This is a genomic window from Nocardiopsis dassonvillei (assembly GCF_964273065.1).
Taxonomy (GTDB): Bacteria; Actinomycetota; Actinomycetes; order Streptosporangiales; family Streptosporangiaceae; genus Nocardiopsis; species Nocardiopsis dassonvillei_B.
Genome location: NZ_OZ186815.1, coordinates 3,795,558 through 3,812,906 on the forward strand (window position 1 = coordinate 3,795,558; position 17,349 = coordinate 3,812,906).

Below are 17,349 nucleotides of genomic sequence, written 5' to 3' on the forward strand. Positions count from 1 at the left end.
CTCTCTTGCGGAGCTCGCGTGGATAGTGGATAGTCTGAATATCCGCACTGGATAAGTTCGGTATCCACAAGGAGTATCCCATGAACCCCCTGAAGACCACGATCCGCACCGTCATCGACCTGCACCGGCCCCTCACCCTGACCGCCCTGCTGTGCGCGGCCGTGCTGCTGGTCTCCGTCCCCGGCATCCTCCTCGACGGCCGGACCGTCACCGGCGACCCCGTCTGGCTCAAGCCCACCAAGTTCGCGGTCTCCATCGCCGTCTACAACGTCACCCTCGCCTGGCTGCTGTCCCTGCTCACCAGGTGGCGGCGCACCGGCTGGTGGCTGGGGACCGTCACCGCGGTCATGGTGACCGGCGAGCTCGCCGCCATCACCCTCCAGGCGGTGCGCGGCCGGAGCAGCCACTTCAACTACTCCACCGCGTTCGACAGCGCCGTCTACTCACTGATGGCGGGCATGATCGTGACCGTCTGGGTCGCCACCTTCGCCATCGGGGTCGTCCTGCTGGTCCAGCGGCTGGGCGAGCGCTCCGTCACCGTCGCCGTCCGCGCCTCCCTGGCGATCGCCCTCGCCGGGATGGCCGTCGCGTTCTTCATGACCTCGCCCACCGCCGAACAGATGGTCACACTGGGCGGGGGCGGCTCGTCGGACGTGATCGGCGCCCACACCGTGGGCCTGCCCGACGGCGGGCCGGGGCTTCCCCTGGTCGGCTGGAGCACGGTGGCCGGGGACCTGCGGGTCGCCCACTTCGTGGGGCTGCACGGCCTCCAGGTGATCATCCTCTTCGCGTTCCTCCTGATCGCCCTGGCCGGCCGGTACCCGCGCCTGGCCGACGACGGTGTGCGCACCCGGCTGGTCCTGGTCGCCTCCGGCTCCTACGCCGGACTGTTCGTGCTGCTCACCTGGCAGGCCCTGCGCGGCCAGTCCGTGGTCGCCCCGGACGGCCTCACCCTGGGCGCCGCCGCGGCGCTGGCCGCCGCCACCGCCGCGGGCGCCCTGTGGGCGCTGCGCCGCCGCGTCCGCGACCGCGTAGGATCCCGGTGACCGGACGGAGGCGGCCATGCGGCTCAAGCTCGATCTGCACGACATCTTCAACAGGGGACGTGACATCGACCGCGCCCTCGCGGACATCATGGACGAGGCCGAGCGCACGGGGGCCAGAACCGTGGAGATCATCCCGGGCAAGGGGTCCGGCCAGCTCAAGAAGCGGGTGCTGCGCTTCCTCGACCGCAAGGACGTCAAGGCCCGCTACCACCGCGTCGAGAAGGACTCCAAGAACTTCGGCCGCCTGTTCGTCCACTTCAGGCGCTGAGGCGCCGGGGCCGGGCATGCCGGCGCCGGCGAGCGCCTCCCGCGACCCGTGGGCCCGGGAGCGGTGGTCCGGAATCGCGTTCGGATGATTGCGGTGAGTTGTAGGAGACTTTGCCGCCCCCATCCCCGGGCCCGCCGCCGGACGGTCCACACTCGGGAATGACGTGTCCACGACAGGGGGGAACATCGATGATCACGACCGACTTCCTGCCCGGGTCGCCCTGCTGGGTCGAGGTGTCCTCGCCCGACACCGACGCCTCGGCCGCCTTCTACCGGCGGCTCTTCGGCTGGAAGGCGATCGAGGACAGCCCCGAAGCCGCCGGATACCTCTGCTTCAAGCTCGACGAGGACGGTGTCGCCGGGCTCAGTCCCCTGTTGGGCGAGGGCGAGAGCCCCGCCTGGACGGTCTTCTTCCACGACCCCGACGTGGACTCCACGGTCCCCGCCGTCGAGCGCCTGGGCGGCAGCGTCCTGTTCGAGCCGTTCGACGTCCTGCGGCTGGGCCGCACCGCACAGTTCTTCGACCCCCAGGGAGGTCGGTTCGCGGTCTGGAACCCCGTCGACTTCCCCGGGCTGCGGCGCGCCGACGCTCCGGGAAGCCTGTGCCGGGTGGAGCTGTGGACCCCCGACGGCGACGGCTCGGTGGAGTTCTACCGGGAGCTGTTCCGCTGGAGTTACAGAGACCTCCCCACCCCGGGGCGGAACGGCCGCTACCGCGTCGTCACCCCCGCCGGGGCCGGCCACGACCGCGACCAGGGCGGCATCATGGCCCTGCCCCCCGAGCGTGTGGACGACACCGAGGGCTCGGCCCAGTGGAGCCCCGTGTTCCAGGTCGCCGACGCCGAGGAGGCCGTGGAGGACGTGCGTGTCGGAGGGGGCCAGGTGTACACGGGCCCCGAGGACACCCCTGGTGTGGGCCGCATGGCGGCCTGCGCCGACCCCTTCGGAGCCGGGTTCGTCCTGCTGGAAGCACCGCGGGACTGAGCCCAGGGGCGTCCTCCGCCTCTGAAGAGCGGGGGCGGGGGACCCGCACCCCTCACTGGCGGGAGACCGCGGAGGCCCCGCCGCGCAGGACGAACTTCTGGATCTTGCCGGTGGCCGTCTTGGGCAGGGCCTCCACGAACTCCACGCTGGTCGGCGCCTTGAAGTGCGCCAGGTTGTCCCGGGCGAACCCGATGATCTCCTCCTCGGTGGCCCGCACGCCCTCGCGCAGCACCACCGCGGCGCGCGGCGACTCGCCCCACTTCTCGTGCGGGACGCCGAACACGGCAGCCTCCAGGACCGCCGGGTGGCGCAGCAGCACACCCTCCACCTCGACGGAGGAGATGTTCTCCCCGCCGGAGATGATGACGTCCTTGAGCCGGTCCTGGATCTCCACGTAGCCGTCGGGGTGCACCACGGCGGCGTCGCCGCTGTGGAACCACCCGTCCCCCATGGCGCGCTCGGTGGCCTCGGGGTCGTTGTAGTACCCCTTCATCACCACGTTGCCGCGCACGGTGATCTCGCCGACCGTCCTGCCGTCCCAGGGCACCTCCGCGCCGTCGTCGCCGACCACCCGCAGTTCGCCGGAGGTGATGAGCTCGACGCCCTGGCGCGCCTTGACCGCGGCCCGCTCCCCCGGCGGCAGCCCGGCGTGCTCGGCGCGGGGCTCGCAGACGGTGATGAAGGGGGCGGTCTCGGTCAGGCCGTACACGTGGGTGACGGTCCAGCCGAACCCGTCCTCCAGCCGTTCGATGGTGGCCGCCGCCGGGGAGGCGCCCGCCGTGAACACGTGCACCCCGGACGGGACCTCGCCGCGCACGTCCTCGGGGGCGTTGGCGAGCATGATGAGGACGGTCGGCGCGGCGCACAGCCACCGCACGCCCTCGGTGCGGACGAGCTCGAACACCGTGGCCGGGTCCATCGCCGGCAGGCACACGTGCACCCCGGCGGCCGCCGTCACCGTCCAGGTGAACGTCCATCCGTTGGCGTGGAACATCGGCAGCGTCCACAGGTAGGCCTCGCCGATGCCGATCCGCCCGTACAGCAGGGTGCCCACGGAGTTCATGTAGGCGTTGCGGTGGGTGATCATCACGCCCTTGGGCCGGGCGGTCGTCCCCGACGTGTAGTTGATGGTGAGCAGGGAGTGTTCGTCGGCCTCGGGGCGCTCGAACGCGGAGGACGCCCCCGCGAGCAGCTCCTCGTAGTCCTCCCAGCCGGGCCGCGCCCCCTCCAGGGCGATGAACCTCTCCACTCCCGGCATCCGGTCGCGCACCGAGTCGACCGCGTCCAGCTGGTCGGCGTGCACGCACAGCACCCTGGCGCCGGAGTGCCCGACGATGTAGACGAAGTCCTCGGCGGTCAGCCGGAAGTTCACCGGCACCAGCACCGCGCCCAGCTGCGGGACCGCGTAGAACGACTCCAGCTGGGCGTGGGTGTTGGGCGCGATGTAGGCGACCCGGTCTCCCCGGGAGACCCCCATCCCCTGGAGCACCGACGACCAGCGGTCGCAGCGGTCGAAGAACTCCTCGTAGGTCAGCCGCAGGCCGCGGTCGACGACGGCGAGCCGGTCGGGGTACAGCCTGCGGGTCCTGCGGGCGAACTCCAGAGGGGTGAGCGCGAGTTCCATTGCGGCCTTTCTCTGCGTCGTGCGGGGGCGGTCAGAGGTCGAACAGTCGGGCGGCGTTGTCGTGCAGGACGCCGCGCAGCCAGTCGTCGCCCAGGCCGAGCCCGGCCAGGGCGTCGAGCTGCTCCAGGTAGGGGTAGGGGATGTTCGGATAGTCCGTGCCGAGCAGGATGCGGTCGGCCAGGTCCTTGAGCCGGGGGAGCGCCTCTGCGGGGAAGGGGGCGCGCCGCTCGGTGAACCGGGTGAACACCATGGTGGTGTCCAGGTGCACCCGGGGGTACCGCTCGGCCAGGTCGAGGAAGGCCGCGTACTCGGGCGACCCGGCGTGGGCGATGACCGCGGTCAGCCGGGGGTGGCGGCGCATCACCTCCCCGAACGGCCCGGGCCCGGTGTGCTCGCCGGGCAGCGGTCCGGACCCGCAGTGCACCACGACGGGGACCCCGGCGTCGGCCAGCGCGCCCCAGGCCCCGTCGAGCAGCGGGTCGCGCGGATCGTAGCCGCCGACCTGCACGTGGGCCTTGAACACGCGGGCGCCCGCCGCGATGGCGGCGGGCACGTAGTCGCGGGCCTCCGGTTCGGGGTAGAGGGTGGCGCTGCGCAGGCAGTCGGGATGGTCGGCGGCGAACCCGGCGGCCCAGTCGTTGAGCCAGGCGGCCATGCCGGGGCGGTGGGCGTAGAACAGCGACGTGTAGCGCCGCACCCCGAACTCCCGGAGACGGGAGACCCGGCGCGCCTCGTCGTCCCGGTAGGTGATGGGCCAGTACCCGCCCAGGGCGTCGAAGTAGGCCCACACCTTGCGCAGCACGTTGTCCGGCATGAAATGGGTGTGCACGTCCACGAGCCCGGGCAGGCCCAGGCCCTGCCAGACACTGCGGACGGCGGTGGACTCGGTTGAGACGTCGGTCACACGGACACGATACGAGGGCGGCCGGTCACGGACCAGCCCGGGGGACGTGCCGCCGAATCCGGTTCAGGCCGCCAGCAGCAGCACCCCGGCGACGACGATCGCGGAGGCGGCGACGCGCACCGCTCCGAACCGCTCCTTGAACAGCAGGCTGCCCAGGAGCGCCGCGAACACGATGCTGGTCTCGCGCAGCGCGGCGATCCCCGCGAGCGCGCCGCCCAGCTGCGCCCACAGCACGATCCCGTAGGCGGCCGCACTGATGGCGCCGCCGGCCAGCCCCACCTTCCACACCGGCCGGAGCTGGGCGGGCAGCCGTCCCCGGCGGGTGCACGCCGCGACCGCGAAGAACACCGGCCCCTGGAGCACCATGATCCAGGTGATGTAGCCCAGCGGGTCCTGGGTGGACCGCACCCCGTAGGCGTCCACCACGGTGTACGCCGCGATGGCCAGGCCGGTGGCGAACGCCGCGGGCAGGGCTCCCAATTGCGCCCGGGAGGGGAGGCCCCCGGCGAACACCAGGGTCATCAGCCCGGTCGAGACGACCAGCACCCCGAGCAGGTGGGGCGCGGACATGTCCTCGCCGAGCAGGGTCACCCCGACCAGCGCCACCACCCACGGGGCGGTGCCCCGGGCCAGCGGGTACACCTGGCCGAACTCGCCGCTGCGGTAGGAGGCCATGAGCAGGCCGAAGTAGACCAGGTGCGTGAGCACCGAGGCGGTCAGGAACGGCCAGGCCTCGCGGGGCGGCAGGCCCACGACGAACAGCATCGGCAGGGTGGGGACCATGCCGCCCAGGCCGATGAGGGCGAAGCCCAGGAGCCGGTCGGTGATGCCGTGGGCGATGGCGTTCCAGGCGGCGTGCAGCAGCGCGGCGAGCAGGACCGCCGCCACGATCACAGGAGTCATGGGATGTTTCGTCTCGGTGGCGGACAAGGCCGACCACCCTACTCCCGGACCCCTTTCACGTTCGCGGCGGCCGACGGCCGGTGGAGCGGGCGGTCCCGGCCCGCCGGGAGGTGTCCGGCAGGCCGGGCCTCGGCGGTCAGGCCCGGCGCCGGGTGCGGGCGTTGGTGGGGGCGATGCGGTCGTTGCGCAGGTGCTCGTACACGATCGACGCGCGCACGTCGGCCACCTCGGGGCGTTCGGTCAGCTTGTCGATGACGAACGCGTAGAGGCTGTTGTTGTCCGGCAGCGCCACGTGGACCAGGAAGTCCTCGCTGCCGGAGGTCACGAACACCGACAGCGTGTCCGGCAGCGAGCGCACCCAGTCCCGGAACGCCTCGATGTTGTGCCGTGAGGGCTTGACCACACTCACGGTGATGAGCGCCTGCACCGGTCGGCCGATGAGCTCCAGGTCCACGTCCAGGATCGCGCCGCGGATCACACCCTTCTCCCGCAGCGCGCGCGTGCGGTCGAGGGTCGTGGTGGGCGATGCGCCCACCGCGGCGGCCACATCGCGGTTGGTCTTCCGTGCGTCCGACTGGAGTTCGGCCAGAATCGCCGTATCAAGTTCGTCGAGATCAGCCATGTGCGCATCATACCCGTATTAAGTACGGAAAGTTGTGTATACGCCCGGGTTATGCCTAACATTCAAGCGAAAAGGTCGTATTTGGCTCGCCCGAGAAGAGATCCTTCGGAGGCAGGCGATGAAGCTCGCCGGTCGGCCTGGCTCTGGTGCAACGCCGCACCGCCGCTGAACAAGGGACGTCCGTCGCCGTTATGTCACCCTCGTCGATGACGGCCGTCGCCGACCGACCGTCGGTACGGCCCGCCCCGGAGCACACCACAGCCCGCCGGGGCCGCATCCTCGCCCTCGTGGCCATCGCCTGCGCGGCGCTCAACCTGCGCCTGGTGGTCACCTCGCTGTCGCCACTGCTGACCACGATCTCCGCCGAGTTCGGGTTCACCGCCACCGTCGTCGGTGTCTTCGGAACGCTGCCGCTGGTCGCCTTCGCCGTGTTCGGCCTGGTCACGCCGTTGATCATGCGCCGGATCGGCCCCGAGGCCACCGTCGTGCTCAGCATGGTCCTCACCGCCGCCGGACAGGCGCTGCGCGCCTTCGCGCCCGGCACCGGCACCCTGCTGCTGCTCACCGCCGTGGCGCTCACCGGCGCCGCGCTGGGCAACGTGGTGCTGCCCCCGCTCATCAAGCAGTACTTCCCCGACCGGCTGGCCGCGCTGAGCACGGTCCAGATGGTCGCCATCCACATCGGCGCCCTGTTCCCGCCCCTGGTGGCGGTGCCCCTGGCCGAGGCCTTCGGCTGGCGGGTCGCGCTGGGCTCCTGGTCCGCGGTCGCCCTGGTCGCGGGCCTGCTGTGGGCCGCCCAGTGGATGTCCCCGGCGTCGCGCCGCACCGGCGGCACCGCCCGGGCCGAGCAGGGGCCGGAGCTCGCCCGCCCGCTGCACCGGGTGGGCATGGCCTGGCGGATGGCGCTGCTGTTCGGCCTGGTCACCTGGAACGTCTTCACCCTGTTCACCTGGCTTCCGGCGCTGCTCACCGACGCCGGGCACACCTCCGCCTACGCCGGGACGATGGTGTCTCTCATGGTCGGGGTGAGCCTGCTGTTCGGCCTGGTCGCGCCGACGGTGACCGCCCGGGCCGCCGACACGTTCCCGATCGTCGCGCTGGGCGTGGCCGGGTACGCCGCCGGATACCTCGGCCTGGCCGCGGGGCCGGCCTGGCTGGCCCCGCTCTGGACGTGCTTCCTGGGCCTGGGCACGAGCCTGTTCGTGGTCGTCATGACCATGATCAACACCCGGGCCACCACGGGCCGGGGCTCCGCCTCGCTCTCGGGGTTCGTCCAGGGGGTGGGCAGCGGTGTGGCCCTGGGCGGCCCGCTGCTGTTCGGCCTGCTCGCGGAGCTGACCGGCGGGTGGACCCTGTCGTACCTGCTCGTCGCCGGCGGATCGCTGACCGGGGCGGTCGTGGTCGCCTACCTGGAGCGCACCCCGTGGACGATCGAGGCGGCCGCGGCGGGGCACCGGCCCTCCCGCCGGGGGCGGCACTCCGCCGACCGCCGGTCCGGCTCCGCCCGGGGCTGACCGCTCCCGGCGCGGCCGCCACCGGCCGCGCCGGGAGCGGTGCGTGGAGCAACGGTGCTCCGGGACCCCGCCGCAACGGGCGGGGTCGAAGCCCACCCGGATCCCACGAGGTTCTTTTTTCCCTTTCCTCCCATGTGGATCGCGGATTTCACGTGCATCTGCATTCTCGCGAAACTCTTTCCTGAACGGGTGAACGGAGTTCCCCGCCTCCGGTCAAGAGGCGTTCGGACGGATTTCCGGAAAACCCGTGGCCGGACGTGGCCAGGGGGGAGAAGGCCCACCGCGCAGACGTATCGGGGCCCGCCGGTGCCGCCCCGGGCACCTTTTCCCACCTGCGCTGAGGATGTTTCCGACATGAATCACCTGAGAGCGTGATCTACCCCAACAAAGGCGTTTAATGTGGTGAATGCACGCATAATGGCGGCATGACAACCTCACCCCCCGGACAGCCCCCCGGGAGACTCCCCTGACCCCGGAGAGAGCATGTGCCCGCCGACCGACCGGCGGTCCCGCACACGAGCACCGATCGCACCAGGCCGGTATCGCGGCATCCCCGGTACACGAGGGGCTCTCAGGGGAGTCGATCACCATGGCCACGGACCAGCTCCGTTTTCGCCCGACCCGCACCGGTCGGCGCTCCGCCGTGCCCGGCACGGCGGACCGCCACCCGCTCCCCGGAGCGGACGCCCCGTCCCCCGCCGGGCCGGAGGGGCCGCCGCCACCGCTGATCGGAGCGGGAGCACCGCCCCCGCTCCCCGGAGTGGACGACCCCCTCCCACTCACCGGCGACCTGCCGGTGCTCACGGCCCCGGCCGACCCGCACCCGGCCGACGCCGTCCCGCCCCCGCTGCTCCGGAACCTCGACTTCCAGGCCCTGTGGACCAGCCGGTTCTTCGCCGGGCTCGGCAAGGAGAGCGGCGAGGTCGCCTACCCCCTGCTGTGCCTGATGCTCGCCGGGTCCGCCGCCCACGCCGGGGTCATCGGTGCGGCCCAGGTGGCCACCACCATGATCGCGGCCGTCGTCGGAGGCTCGCTGGCGGACCGCTCCAACCGGCGCGTCGTCCTGCTCTGCTGCGACCTGGGGCGGCTCGTCCTGCTCGGCCTCTTCGGGGTCGTGCTGCTCAGCGGCAACGTCACCTTCCCGGCCGTCATCGCCGTCGCGGTGTGCTCCTCCGCGCTCATGGGGGTCTCCAACCCCGTGGCCATGGCAGCCATCAAGCAGCTGGTCCCCGCGCCGCAGGTGGCGGACGCCTCCGCCCAGAACCAGATCCGCTTCTTCAGCACCAGCGCGCTGGGCGCGCCCGTCGCCGGGTTCCTGTTCAACCTCGGCCGCGCCTACCCCTTCCTGGCGGAGGCGGTCGCCTACCTGGTGTCGGCGGCGCTGGTGCTGTGCATCCGCCGCCCCATGCAGGAGCGCGGGTACCGGGCCCGCGAACCGTGGACGCTGCGCGGCATGGTCGGCGGGTTCGTGTTCCTGGCCCGCCACCCCATCCTGCGGCCGATGCTGATGTGGATCGTCGGGTTCAACATCGCCTTCACCCAGACCGGAACGTTCCTGGCGCTCATCGCCACCGCCGAGGGCCAGGGGGCGAGCCACCTCCAGATCGGCCTCACCGTTGCACTGGCCGGAACCGGCGGACTGGTGGGCGCCCTCGTGGCCGGACCGGTCATCAGGTCGGTGCGGCCCTCGGCGACCTTCCTGGCCGCCGCCTGGTCGGCCCCGGTGTGCGCGCTCGCGCTGGTGGTCGCGCCGAACGTGCTGTCCCTGGGTGTCCTGGTCGGCTGCGTGTTCGCGATCGTCCCGTGCGTGAACGCCGTGTTCTACGGCTACATCGCGGCGTCGGTGACCGACGAGTTCCAGGGCCGGGTGCTGGGCGCGGTCACGTTCATGTGCCTGGTGTCCCAGCCGGTCGGCATCCTCGGTGTGGGCCTGTTGTTCGACGCAGCCGGGCCCACCTGGGTCTTCGTGTCGATGGCCGTGGTGTCGGGGCTGGCGGCGCTGTTCAGCCTCTCCCCGGTGATGCGCGACCTCCCCCGGCCCGAGGACGTCGCCGTATCCTGACCGGTCGCGGGCGGGCGCCCGCGACCGGTGCCCCGCGCCCCGTTCAGGATCCGATGGGCATCGCCATGATGGGGTCGGAGGTGGGCTGCTCGGAACCGCCCGCCGGTTCGATGGTCACCGCGACGCCCTCGGTGCCGGCGCCCCGCGTGGCGGCCGGGACCGGGGCGACCACGCCGCGGTCGTCCACCGGCAGCACGCCGGCCGAGTACACGGTCCCGTCGGCCCGGGTGAACCAGAGCTGGTAGTCCTCCCGCTCCAGCGGTTCCAGGCCGTGGCCGCTGAACACCAGGCTGCCGTGCGCCTCGGAGTACACCGCCGCGACGAACACGCCCTCCATGGGCTCTGCGGTGGTGTACTGCGACTCCGGGTCCGACAGCACCGCCGCGACCAGCCGCTCGTTCTCCTGGAGGGCGCGGATGCTCCGCGCCTGCTCCCAGGCCACCGCGCCCAGCGCCACCGCCACGGCCAGACAGGCGGCGAGCATCCACGTCGAACCGCGCGTCCACCACCGGCGGCCCGGCTCGGCCAGCAGGGCGGGCGGCGGGGCCAGCTGGCGGGTGCGCGAAACCTCGGCCAGCACCCGGTCGCGCAGTCCGGGCGGTGGCGGGGACTCGGCGGCCGTGCCCAGCAGCGCGACGGTCTCGGCGAATCCGCGCACCTCCTGCACGCACGAGTCGCACCGGGACAGGTGGTCCTCGAACCGGACCGCCTCCTCCGGCGCCAGCGCGTCCAGGGCGTAGGCCCCCGACAGCGTGTGCGGGTCCTGCCTCAGTCTCCGGCTCACCACTCCACCCCCAGGCAGTCGCGCAGCCGGATCAGCCCGTCGCGCATCCGCGTCTTGACCGTGCCCAGCGGAGCGGACAGCAGCCTGGCCACCTCACGGTAGGTGTATCCGCCGTAGTAGGCCAGCCGCACCGACTGCTCCTGGAGTTCGGTGAGGGTGTCCAGGCAGCGGCGCACCCGCTCCCGCTCCATGCGGTCGGTCACCTCCTCGGCGACCTCGTCGTAGGGGCGGCCCACCTCCGCGGCGGCCGCCCGCGCCTCCCGGTCCGCGCCGACCTGCTCCGAGCGCACCCGGTCCACGGCGCGGCGGTGGGCGAGGGTCATCAGCCAGGCCCGCGGTGTCCCGCGCCGCGGGTCGTAGCGGCAGGCCGTGCGCCACACCTCCACCATGACCTCCTGGGTGACCTCCTCGGACTGTGCCGGGTCGCGCAGCACCCGGCGCACCAGCCCGTGGACCGCGGGGGCCACCCGGTCGTACACCTCCCCGAACGCGGCCTCGTCCCCGCGGGCCACCGCGCCCAGCAGGTCGACGAGGCCGCGTTCGGGCTCGGGCACCGGCTCCGCCGCCCGCGGGCCGCGCGCCCGTGCCGCGTCCTGGTCCATCGGTCCTCCCTGTCGAGGTGGAGGGCCGCACCGGCCGGTGCGGCCCTGATGGGACCCGGACGACCCGGCTCACGCTCGCGGACCGCCCGGGACTCCCGTGTCGACTACTGCGGCATCAGCACGGTGTCGACGATGTACACGGTGGCGTTGGCGGTCTGCACGTTGCCGCAGACCACCTTGGAGTCACCGTTGACGGTGAAGTCCTCGCCGGCGCCCTCGGTGGTGACGTCCCCGCCCTGGAGCGAGGTGAACGTCCCGTCCTCCAGCGCGTCCGGAGCCTGGCGGCCCTCCACGACGTGGTAGGTCAGCACCTCGGTGAGCTGCTCCTTGTCGGCGAGCAGCGCCTCCAGGTCCTCCTGCGGGATCTTCTCGAAAGCGTCGTTGGTGGGCGCGAACACGGTGATGTCCTCGGCCGAGTTCAGCGTGTCACCCAGGTCGGCCTCCGTGACGGCGGTGACCAGTGTGGACAGCACCGGGTTGTTGGAGGCGGCGGTGGCGACCGGGTCCTGGGCCATGCCCTCGAAGCTGCCGGCGCCGTCCTCGGGGACCGCGGCGCAGCCCGGGCCGAAGTTCTCGCCCGCGGTGGCCATCTCGCCCCCACCGTTGTCCATGCCCTGGTCGGTGCTCTCCTCGCTGGCGGTGCCCTCGGCGGGCGTCTCCTCCGCTCCCGTGCTTCCGCAGGCGCTGAGGCCCAGGGCCAGAGTGGCAGCGGCGCCGACGAGGATGCTCTTGCGGATCATCTTGCTCTCCTTTGACTGTTCTTCTCGTGAAAACCGTGGAATCGGAGGTGAAGAATTTCGGTGCGGCGGAGGATCAGGTGGCGGTGAACGCGATCCGGTGGTGGCCGGTGGCCCCGCCCGGTATCGGTTCGGCCCGTTCGGCGGTCTGCACCGCCCCGGTGGCGTCGGTGGCGCGCACCTCCACGTCGTGGCGGCCGGGGCCGACGGTGACCTCGGTGACCCACTGGACCCAGGTGTCGATGCCGGGGACCCTCGCCAGCTCGGCGGGGGCCCAGGGGCCGTCGTCGACCCGGACCTCGACGGCGTCCACCCCCCGGTGCTGGGCCCAGGCGACCCCGGCCAGCACCACCTCCCCGGCGTCCACCCGGCCCAGCGGCGCGGGGACGTCGATCCGCGACATCGTGTGGATCGGGGCCCTGAGCGCCCAGCCCCGGTCGGCCCAGTAGGCCTGTTCGTCGGCGAAGCGGGTGAGTTCGAGGTCGGTGATCCATTTGGTGGCGCTGACGTAGCCGTAGAGGCCGGGGATCACGGTGCGGGCGGGGAAGCCGTGCTCGGGGGGCAGGGGTTCGCCGTTCATGCCGACGGCGAGGAGTGCGTTGCGGCCGTCCATGACGACCTCGGTGGGGGTGCCGCAGGTCCAGCCGTCGTGGGAGGTGGCGAGGATCTGGTCGGCGTCGGTGTGGACGCCGGCGCGGCGGAGCAGGTCGGCGAGCGGGTACCCGAGCCAGCGGGCGTTGCCCGCCAGGTCGCCGCCGACCTGGTTGGAGACACAGGTGAGGGTGATGTCGGCCTCGACGAGGGGAAGGTCCAGGAGTTCGGCCAGGTCGATCTCGAAGGGGTGGTCGACCATGCCGTGCACCCGCAGCCGCCACCGGACCGGATCCGGGCGGGGGACGGTCAGTGCGGTGTCGATGCGGTAGAAGTCCCGGTTCGGGGTCACGAACGGGGTGAGGCCGGGGACGCCGAGCTCGGTCGCCGCCGGGAGCGGAGGCAGCGGCCGCGCCGCGGCAGGCAGCGCCACGGACCCCGGTCCGCCCGCTCCACCCGGCCACCCCGACACGAGGCGGGACAGGGCTCCGGCGGCGCCGGCGCCCGCGGCGATCCCCACGGAGGTCAGGACGAACGCGCGCCGACCCGGCCGGTGCTCGGCCGCGCCCGCCCCCGCGGGCACGGCCTCCTCCCGGGCGGTCTCCACCGCGGCGCCCCTCCGGGGGGCCGTCCGGACACGGCGGGCGGCCCGCAGCAGTGCGTTCAGGCTGAGAACACCCACGGCCACGGCGGTGAGGACGGGGATCAGGGCCCTCACGTCGTCACCGCGACCGATGAACACCGCTGCGGCGCCCGCCGCACCGAACGCCGCCAGGCCCGCGTACCCCCAGAGCGGCCGCCGCAGCGCGACCACTCCGAGGACGCCTCCCACCAGCACCAGGACGACGACGATGCCCGAGACCAGCACGAGCTTGTCGGCGGTCCCGAACAGGGCGATCGCCCATTCGGCCAGGGCCTGCGGCGTGTTGTCGACGACGGCGTCGCCGACCGAGACCACCGGGGACGCCGTCCCCAGGAGAGCGGCGACCAGTTCTCCGGCGGCCACGGCCGCGGCGACGGTCACCACTCCCGAGCACAGACCGGGAAGGAGCCGCCCTCTCCTGCGGCTCCGCTCCCGGGTGTCCTGCGCTCTCGTGGTCACGTGGGGTATTCGGAGCAGGGTGGGGGAGCGGATGGGTCCGGACCGGATTTTTTTCGGGAGCCCCTACTCGGCGGTGAACCGCAGGTAGTGCCACCCTTCCGCGCCGTCGGGGATGGTCTCGACCGGCACCGACGACTGGGTGGACCCGGTGGCGTCGGTGGCGCGCACCTCCAGCGCGTGCATGCCCGGACCGACGGTGACCTCGGTGACCCACTGGACCCAGGTGTCGATGCCGGGGACCCTCGCCAGCTCGGCGGTGTGCCACTCGTCCTTGTCCAGGCGCACCTCCACCGCGTCGATGCCGGTGTGCTGGGCCCAGGCCACCCCGGCGACGGTCACCTCTCCGGCGGGGACCCGGGTGAAGTCGCCGGGGACGTCGATACGCGACATGGTCTTGACCGGTCCGCGCTCCGCCCAGCCCCGGTCGGTCCAGTAGGCCTGCTCGTCGGCGAAGCGGGTGAGTTCGAGGTCGGTGACCCACTTGGTGGCGCTGACGTAGCCGTAGAGGCCGGGGACCACGGTGCGGGCGGGGAAGCCGTGCTCGGGGGGCAGGGGCTCGCCGTTCATTCCGACTGCGAGGAGGGCGTTGCGGCCGTCCATGACGACTTCTGTGGGGGTGCCGCAGGTCCAGCCGTCGTGGGAGGTGGCGAGGACCTGGTCGGCGTCGGCGTGGACCCCGGCGCGGCGGAGCAGGTCGGCGAGCGGGTACCCGAGCCAGCGGGCGTTGCCCGCCAGGTCGCCGCCGACCTGGTTGGAGACGCAGGTGAGGGTGATGTCGGCCTCGACGAGGGGGAGCCTGAGGAGCTCGTCCAGGTCGATCTCGAAGGGGCGGTCGACCATGCCGTGCACCCGAAGCCGCCACCGGGAGGGGTCCGGACGGGGGACGGTCAGTGCGGTGTCGATGCGGTAGAACTCCGGGGCGGGGGTGAAGAAGGGGGAGAGCCCGGGGATGCCGAGGTCCGTGCCGGGGGCGAGGGGCGGGAGCGCGCGGGCGGCGGCCGGAAGCCGCAGGGACTCGGGCCCCGTGCCCCGCCCGAGCGCCGACGGCAGCCACAGGCCGGTCCCGCCTGCGGCCGCGCCCGCCGCGATCACCCCGGCCGACGCCAGCACGGTGCGCCGCCCAGGCCCGGCGGATGCCCCGCCCACCGGTACCCCGGACGTCCCGGCTTCGTCCGCCCCGCCCCCGGACGTCCCACCCGGGCCGCCCGCTCCCGTCGCCCCGGTCGGCTCCTGCGGGGGCCCGACCCCGGTGACCTCCCGCGGAGGTCCGGTCCCGGGTTCCCCGCCCGGTCCGTCGGCCCCGGGCGCTCCGCCCGGTCCGTCGATCTCCGCCACCCCGGTCGGAGGCACGGGTGCGGGAAGGGTGCGGCGCAGCAGGGCCAGAACCAGGGCGCCGACCAGTGCCGCCACCAGGACCGGGACCGCAGCCCCCGGGTCGCCACCGCGGCGCAGCCAGGCGGCGGCCACACCCGCCAGTGCGGCCGCGCCCAGAACCGCGTACCCCGCGGCCGGACGGCGCAGGGCGAGCACTCCCGAGACGCACGCCACCGCCGCCACCACCAGCAGGACCCCCGCGACCAGTACGGCCTTGTCGGCCGTTCCGAAGACCGAGACCGCCCAGGCCACCAGGCCGGACGGGCTGTGGTCCACCACCGCGTCGGCCACCACCGTGACCGGCGGCGACACCCCCAGCAGCGCGGCCGCCGGCCGGGCGGCCCCCAGCGCGGCCGCCGCCGTCGCCAGACCGATGAGCGGGCCCGCGGAGCGGGGAGGGACAGATGCTGACATGGCAGAAAGAATCGCCCATCGCCGCCTCCCGGCGCCAGGCCCGGTGGACTTTCCTCCCGTTGCGGGACACCGCGGTCGGTTCGACTCCGGGAGTGCAGGAGGATATCTCCCGTACGTCTCCCCAACGATCGGAGTTCCCCCACATGGTGCGGAAGACGCCCATCGCCGCGGCCGCGCTCATGGTCTCGGGCAGCCTCCTGCTCAGTGGCTGCACGATCACCGCGGACATATCGGACTGGTGGTCCGAGACGTTCGGGAACGCGTCCGGCCCCCCCGAGGTCAAGGAGGAGTTCCCCTACGTCCGGGAGGGCCGGATCTTCCAGGACACCGGGCAGGACGCCGAGATGCGCTTCGCCGTCACCGGCCTGGAGCGCACCGACGAGTACACCGTCATGTACTACGAGATCACCTATCTCGACGACTTCGCCGGCCCCAACCGCAACCTCAGCATGGCCCACACCCTCGTCGACCCGCTCACCGGCCGCGTCTACCGCCAGTTCCTCGACGCGGACGGCCTCAAGTACGGGTCCGAGAGCCCCAACCAGGACGGCCTCTACCCCGTCCACGACGGCGTCACCAACGAGTACGTCCGCTACTTCCCCCGTATCCCCGACGAGGTCCGCCAGGTCACCTTCGTCGGCAGCGGGCTGGGCGCCATGACCGGCATCCCCGTCCAGGACGTCGAGGAGGAGCGCGCGGACCCGGAGAGCCCCAACGGTGCGGACCACCTCTCCCTGGACAACCCGCCGCCGCGCGGGGAGAACCTCACCTTCGTCAACCGGCGCCCCGACGAGGACGCCGTCGCCGACGAGGGGTGGGTGCAGAGCTTCGTCGACTCCGAGATCGCCTCCACCACCCGCGACGGCGACCGCGAGATCATCTCCCTGCACTCCGATGTCATGTTCGAGTTCGACCGCTCCGACCTGACCGCCGAGGCGGAGGAGGTCGTCCGCCGGGCCGCCACCTCCCTGGCCGCCAACGTCGACCCCGACGAGCCGGTCATCACGATCATCGGCCACACGGACGGCATCGGCGACGACGCCTACAACGACCGCCTGTCGGTGCAGCGCGCCGAGAGCGTCCGCGACCTGCTGGCCGAGGAGATCGGCCCGGGTTACGAGCTGGAGGTCGAGGGCCGCGGCAAGAAGGAGCCCATCGCCCGCGAGGGCGGCCCCGACGACGAGCAGGCCCGCGCCCGCAACCGCCGTGTCGAGTTCTCCTACGTCTTCAACACCGAGGTCGAGACGACGGAGGAAGAGGAGTACGACGAGGACGGGCTCGACACCGCCCAGCGCAACGTCACCTGGCCCGCCCCCTACGACGACGACCCGGGTTCGGTGGTGGCCGAGAGCGAACAGGACGGCATCCGCCTGGAGGTCTACCCGCTGCGCCGGGACGGCGCGTACGTGATCGGCACGGTCGCGCTGACCAACACCACCGACGAGCCGCTGATGCCCGAGATGGGCGGCTCGGACGTGGTGGCCGGCGGCCCGGAGCAGTTCAGCAAGGGCACGCTGGGCGGCTTCCAGCTGTTCGAGCCGGAGAGCGGGCTGGTGCGGTACGTGGCGCAGATGGACTTCGGCGAGGGCCGCTACAGCAGCTTCGCCGAGGAGGTGCACGTCCTCCAGCCGGGCAACACCTACAACCTGGTGGCGGTGTTCCCGGCCCCGGCCACGAGCGTGGAGGCGCTGACGCTGCGCGCCGGGCCGTTCGGGGAGTTCGAGGAGATCCCGGTCGAGTACTAGGCCGGAGGCGGGTCCGGGGCCCGCGGAGCGGGGGCCGTCGTTCCGACGGCCCCCGCTCGTGTTCCGCGCGGTCC

The 17,349-nt window shown here is 72.8% G+C and carries 15 protein-coding genes; 6 read left to right on the forward strand and 9 right to left on the reverse strand.

What is annotated here, in order from left to right; genetic code table 11:
* The first annotated feature begins 80 nt into the window (after positions 1-80).
* The 3 genes from ACSUPR_RS16890 to ACSUPR_RS16900 all read left to right on the forward strand — a co-directional run bounded on the left by ACSUPR_RS16890 (position 81) and on the right by ACSUPR_RS16900 (position 2,297).
* Positions 81-1,046, forward strand: coding sequence for a hypothetical protein (locus tag ACSUPR_RS16890; RefSeq protein WP_436885566.1), 966 nt, complete (start codon positions 81-83; stop codon positions 1,044-1,046).
* 16 nt (positions 1,047-1,062) lie between these two features.
* Positions 1,063-1,314: a Smr/MutS family protein gene (locus ACSUPR_RS16895; protein WP_436885567.1), complete on the forward strand. Its 252-nt coding sequence runs from the start codon at positions 1,063-1,065 to the stop codon at positions 1,312-1,314.
* Between the two features lie 188 nt (positions 1,315-1,502).
* Positions 1,503-2,297 carry a VOC family protein gene (locus tag ACSUPR_RS16900; RefSeq protein WP_436885568.1) on the forward strand — a complete coding sequence of 265 codons (795 nt, stop codon included), beginning with the start codon at positions 1,503-1,505 and terminating at the stop codon, positions 2,295-2,297.
* A gap of 52 nt (positions 2,298-2,349) precedes the next feature.
* On the opposite strand, the gene ACSUPR_RS16905 is transcribed toward ACSUPR_RS16900, so the two are convergent.
* The 4 genes from ACSUPR_RS16905 to ACSUPR_RS16920 form a co-directional block, all read right to left on the reverse strand.
* Positions 2,350-3,921 carry a long-chain-fatty-acid--CoA ligase gene (locus ACSUPR_RS16905; protein WP_436885569.1) on the reverse strand — a complete coding sequence of 524 codons (1,572 nt, stop codon included), beginning with the start codon at positions 3,919-3,921 and terminating at the stop codon, positions 2,350-2,352.
* A gap of 31 nt (positions 3,922-3,952) precedes the next feature.
* Positions 3,953-4,735 carry an amidohydrolase family protein gene (locus ACSUPR_RS16910; RefSeq protein ID WP_436892040.1) on the reverse strand — a complete coding sequence of 261 codons (783 nt, stop codon included), beginning with the start codon at positions 4,733-4,735 and terminating at the stop codon, positions 3,953-3,955.
* Between the two features lie 153 nt (positions 4,736-4,888).
* Positions 4,889-5,728: an EamA family transporter gene (locus tag ACSUPR_RS16915; protein WP_436885570.1), complete on the reverse strand. Its 840-nt coding sequence runs from the start codon at positions 5,726-5,728 to the stop codon at positions 4,889-4,891.
* Between the two features lie 136 nt (positions 5,729-5,864).
* Positions 5,865-6,350, reverse strand: coding sequence for an Lrp/AsnC family transcriptional regulator (locus tag ACSUPR_RS16920; protein ID WP_436885571.1), 486 nt, complete (start codon positions 6,348-6,350; stop codon positions 5,865-5,867).
* A gap of 191 nt (positions 6,351-6,541) precedes the next feature.
* Here ACSUPR_RS16920 and ACSUPR_RS16925 point away from each other — a divergent pair, with 191 nt between their 5' ends.
* Both ACSUPR_RS16925 and ACSUPR_RS16930 read left to right on the forward strand, forming a co-directional pair.
* Positions 6,542-7,864 carry an MFS transporter gene (locus ACSUPR_RS16925; RefSeq protein ID WP_436885572.1) on the forward strand — a complete coding sequence of 441 codons (1,323 nt, stop codon included), beginning with the start codon at positions 6,542-6,544 and terminating at the stop codon, positions 7,862-7,864.
* Between the two features lie 790 nt (positions 7,865-8,654).
* Positions 8,655-9,926, forward strand: coding sequence for an MFS transporter (locus ACSUPR_RS16930; protein ID WP_436892041.1), 1,272 nt, complete (start codon positions 8,655-8,657; stop codon positions 9,924-9,926).
* 43 nt (positions 9,927-9,969) lie between these two features.
* Here ACSUPR_RS16930 and ACSUPR_RS16935 read toward each other — a convergent pair whose 3' ends face one another.
* The 5 genes from ACSUPR_RS16935 to ACSUPR_RS16955 all read right to left on the reverse strand — a co-directional run bounded on the left by ACSUPR_RS16935 (position 9,970) and on the right by ACSUPR_RS16955 (position 15,530).
* On the reverse strand, positions 9,970-10,710 hold the full coding sequence (locus ACSUPR_RS16935; protein WP_436885573.1) for an anti-sigma factor: 741 nt from the start codon (positions 10,708-10,710) through the stop codon (positions 9,970-9,972).
* Positions 10,707-11,312: an ECF RNA polymerase sigma factor SigK gene (sigK, locus tag ACSUPR_RS16940; RefSeq protein WP_436885574.1), complete on the reverse strand. Its 606-nt coding sequence runs from the start codon at positions 11,310-11,312 to the stop codon at positions 10,707-10,709. The genes ACSUPR_RS16935 and sigK overlap by 4 nt, the downstream gene beginning before the upstream one ends.
* 104 nt (positions 11,313-11,416) lie before the next feature.
* Positions 11,417-12,052, reverse strand: coding sequence for a fasciclin domain-containing protein (locus ACSUPR_RS16945; RefSeq protein WP_436885575.1), 636 nt, complete (start codon positions 12,050-12,052; stop codon positions 11,417-11,419).
* A gap of 73 nt (positions 12,053-12,125) precedes the next feature.
* Positions 12,126-13,742 carry a molybdopterin-dependent oxidoreductase gene (locus ACSUPR_RS16950; protein WP_436885576.1) on the reverse strand — a complete coding sequence of 539 codons (1,617 nt, stop codon included), beginning with the start codon at positions 13,740-13,742 and terminating at the stop codon, positions 12,126-12,128.
* Between the two features lie 63 nt (positions 13,743-13,805).
* Complete coding sequence (locus ACSUPR_RS16955; protein ID WP_436885577.1) at positions 13,806-15,530, reverse strand: molybdopterin-dependent oxidoreductase; 1,725 nt, start codon at positions 15,528-15,530, stop codon at positions 13,806-13,808.
* Between the two features lie 143 nt (positions 15,531-15,673).
* Between ACSUPR_RS16955 and ACSUPR_RS16960 the strand changes: the two genes are divergently transcribed.
* Positions 15,674-17,275: an OmpA family protein gene (locus ACSUPR_RS16960; RefSeq protein ID WP_436885578.1), complete on the forward strand. Its 1,602-nt coding sequence runs from the start codon at positions 15,674-15,676 to the stop codon at positions 17,273-17,275.
* Positions 17,276-17,349 lie beyond the last annotated feature (74 nt).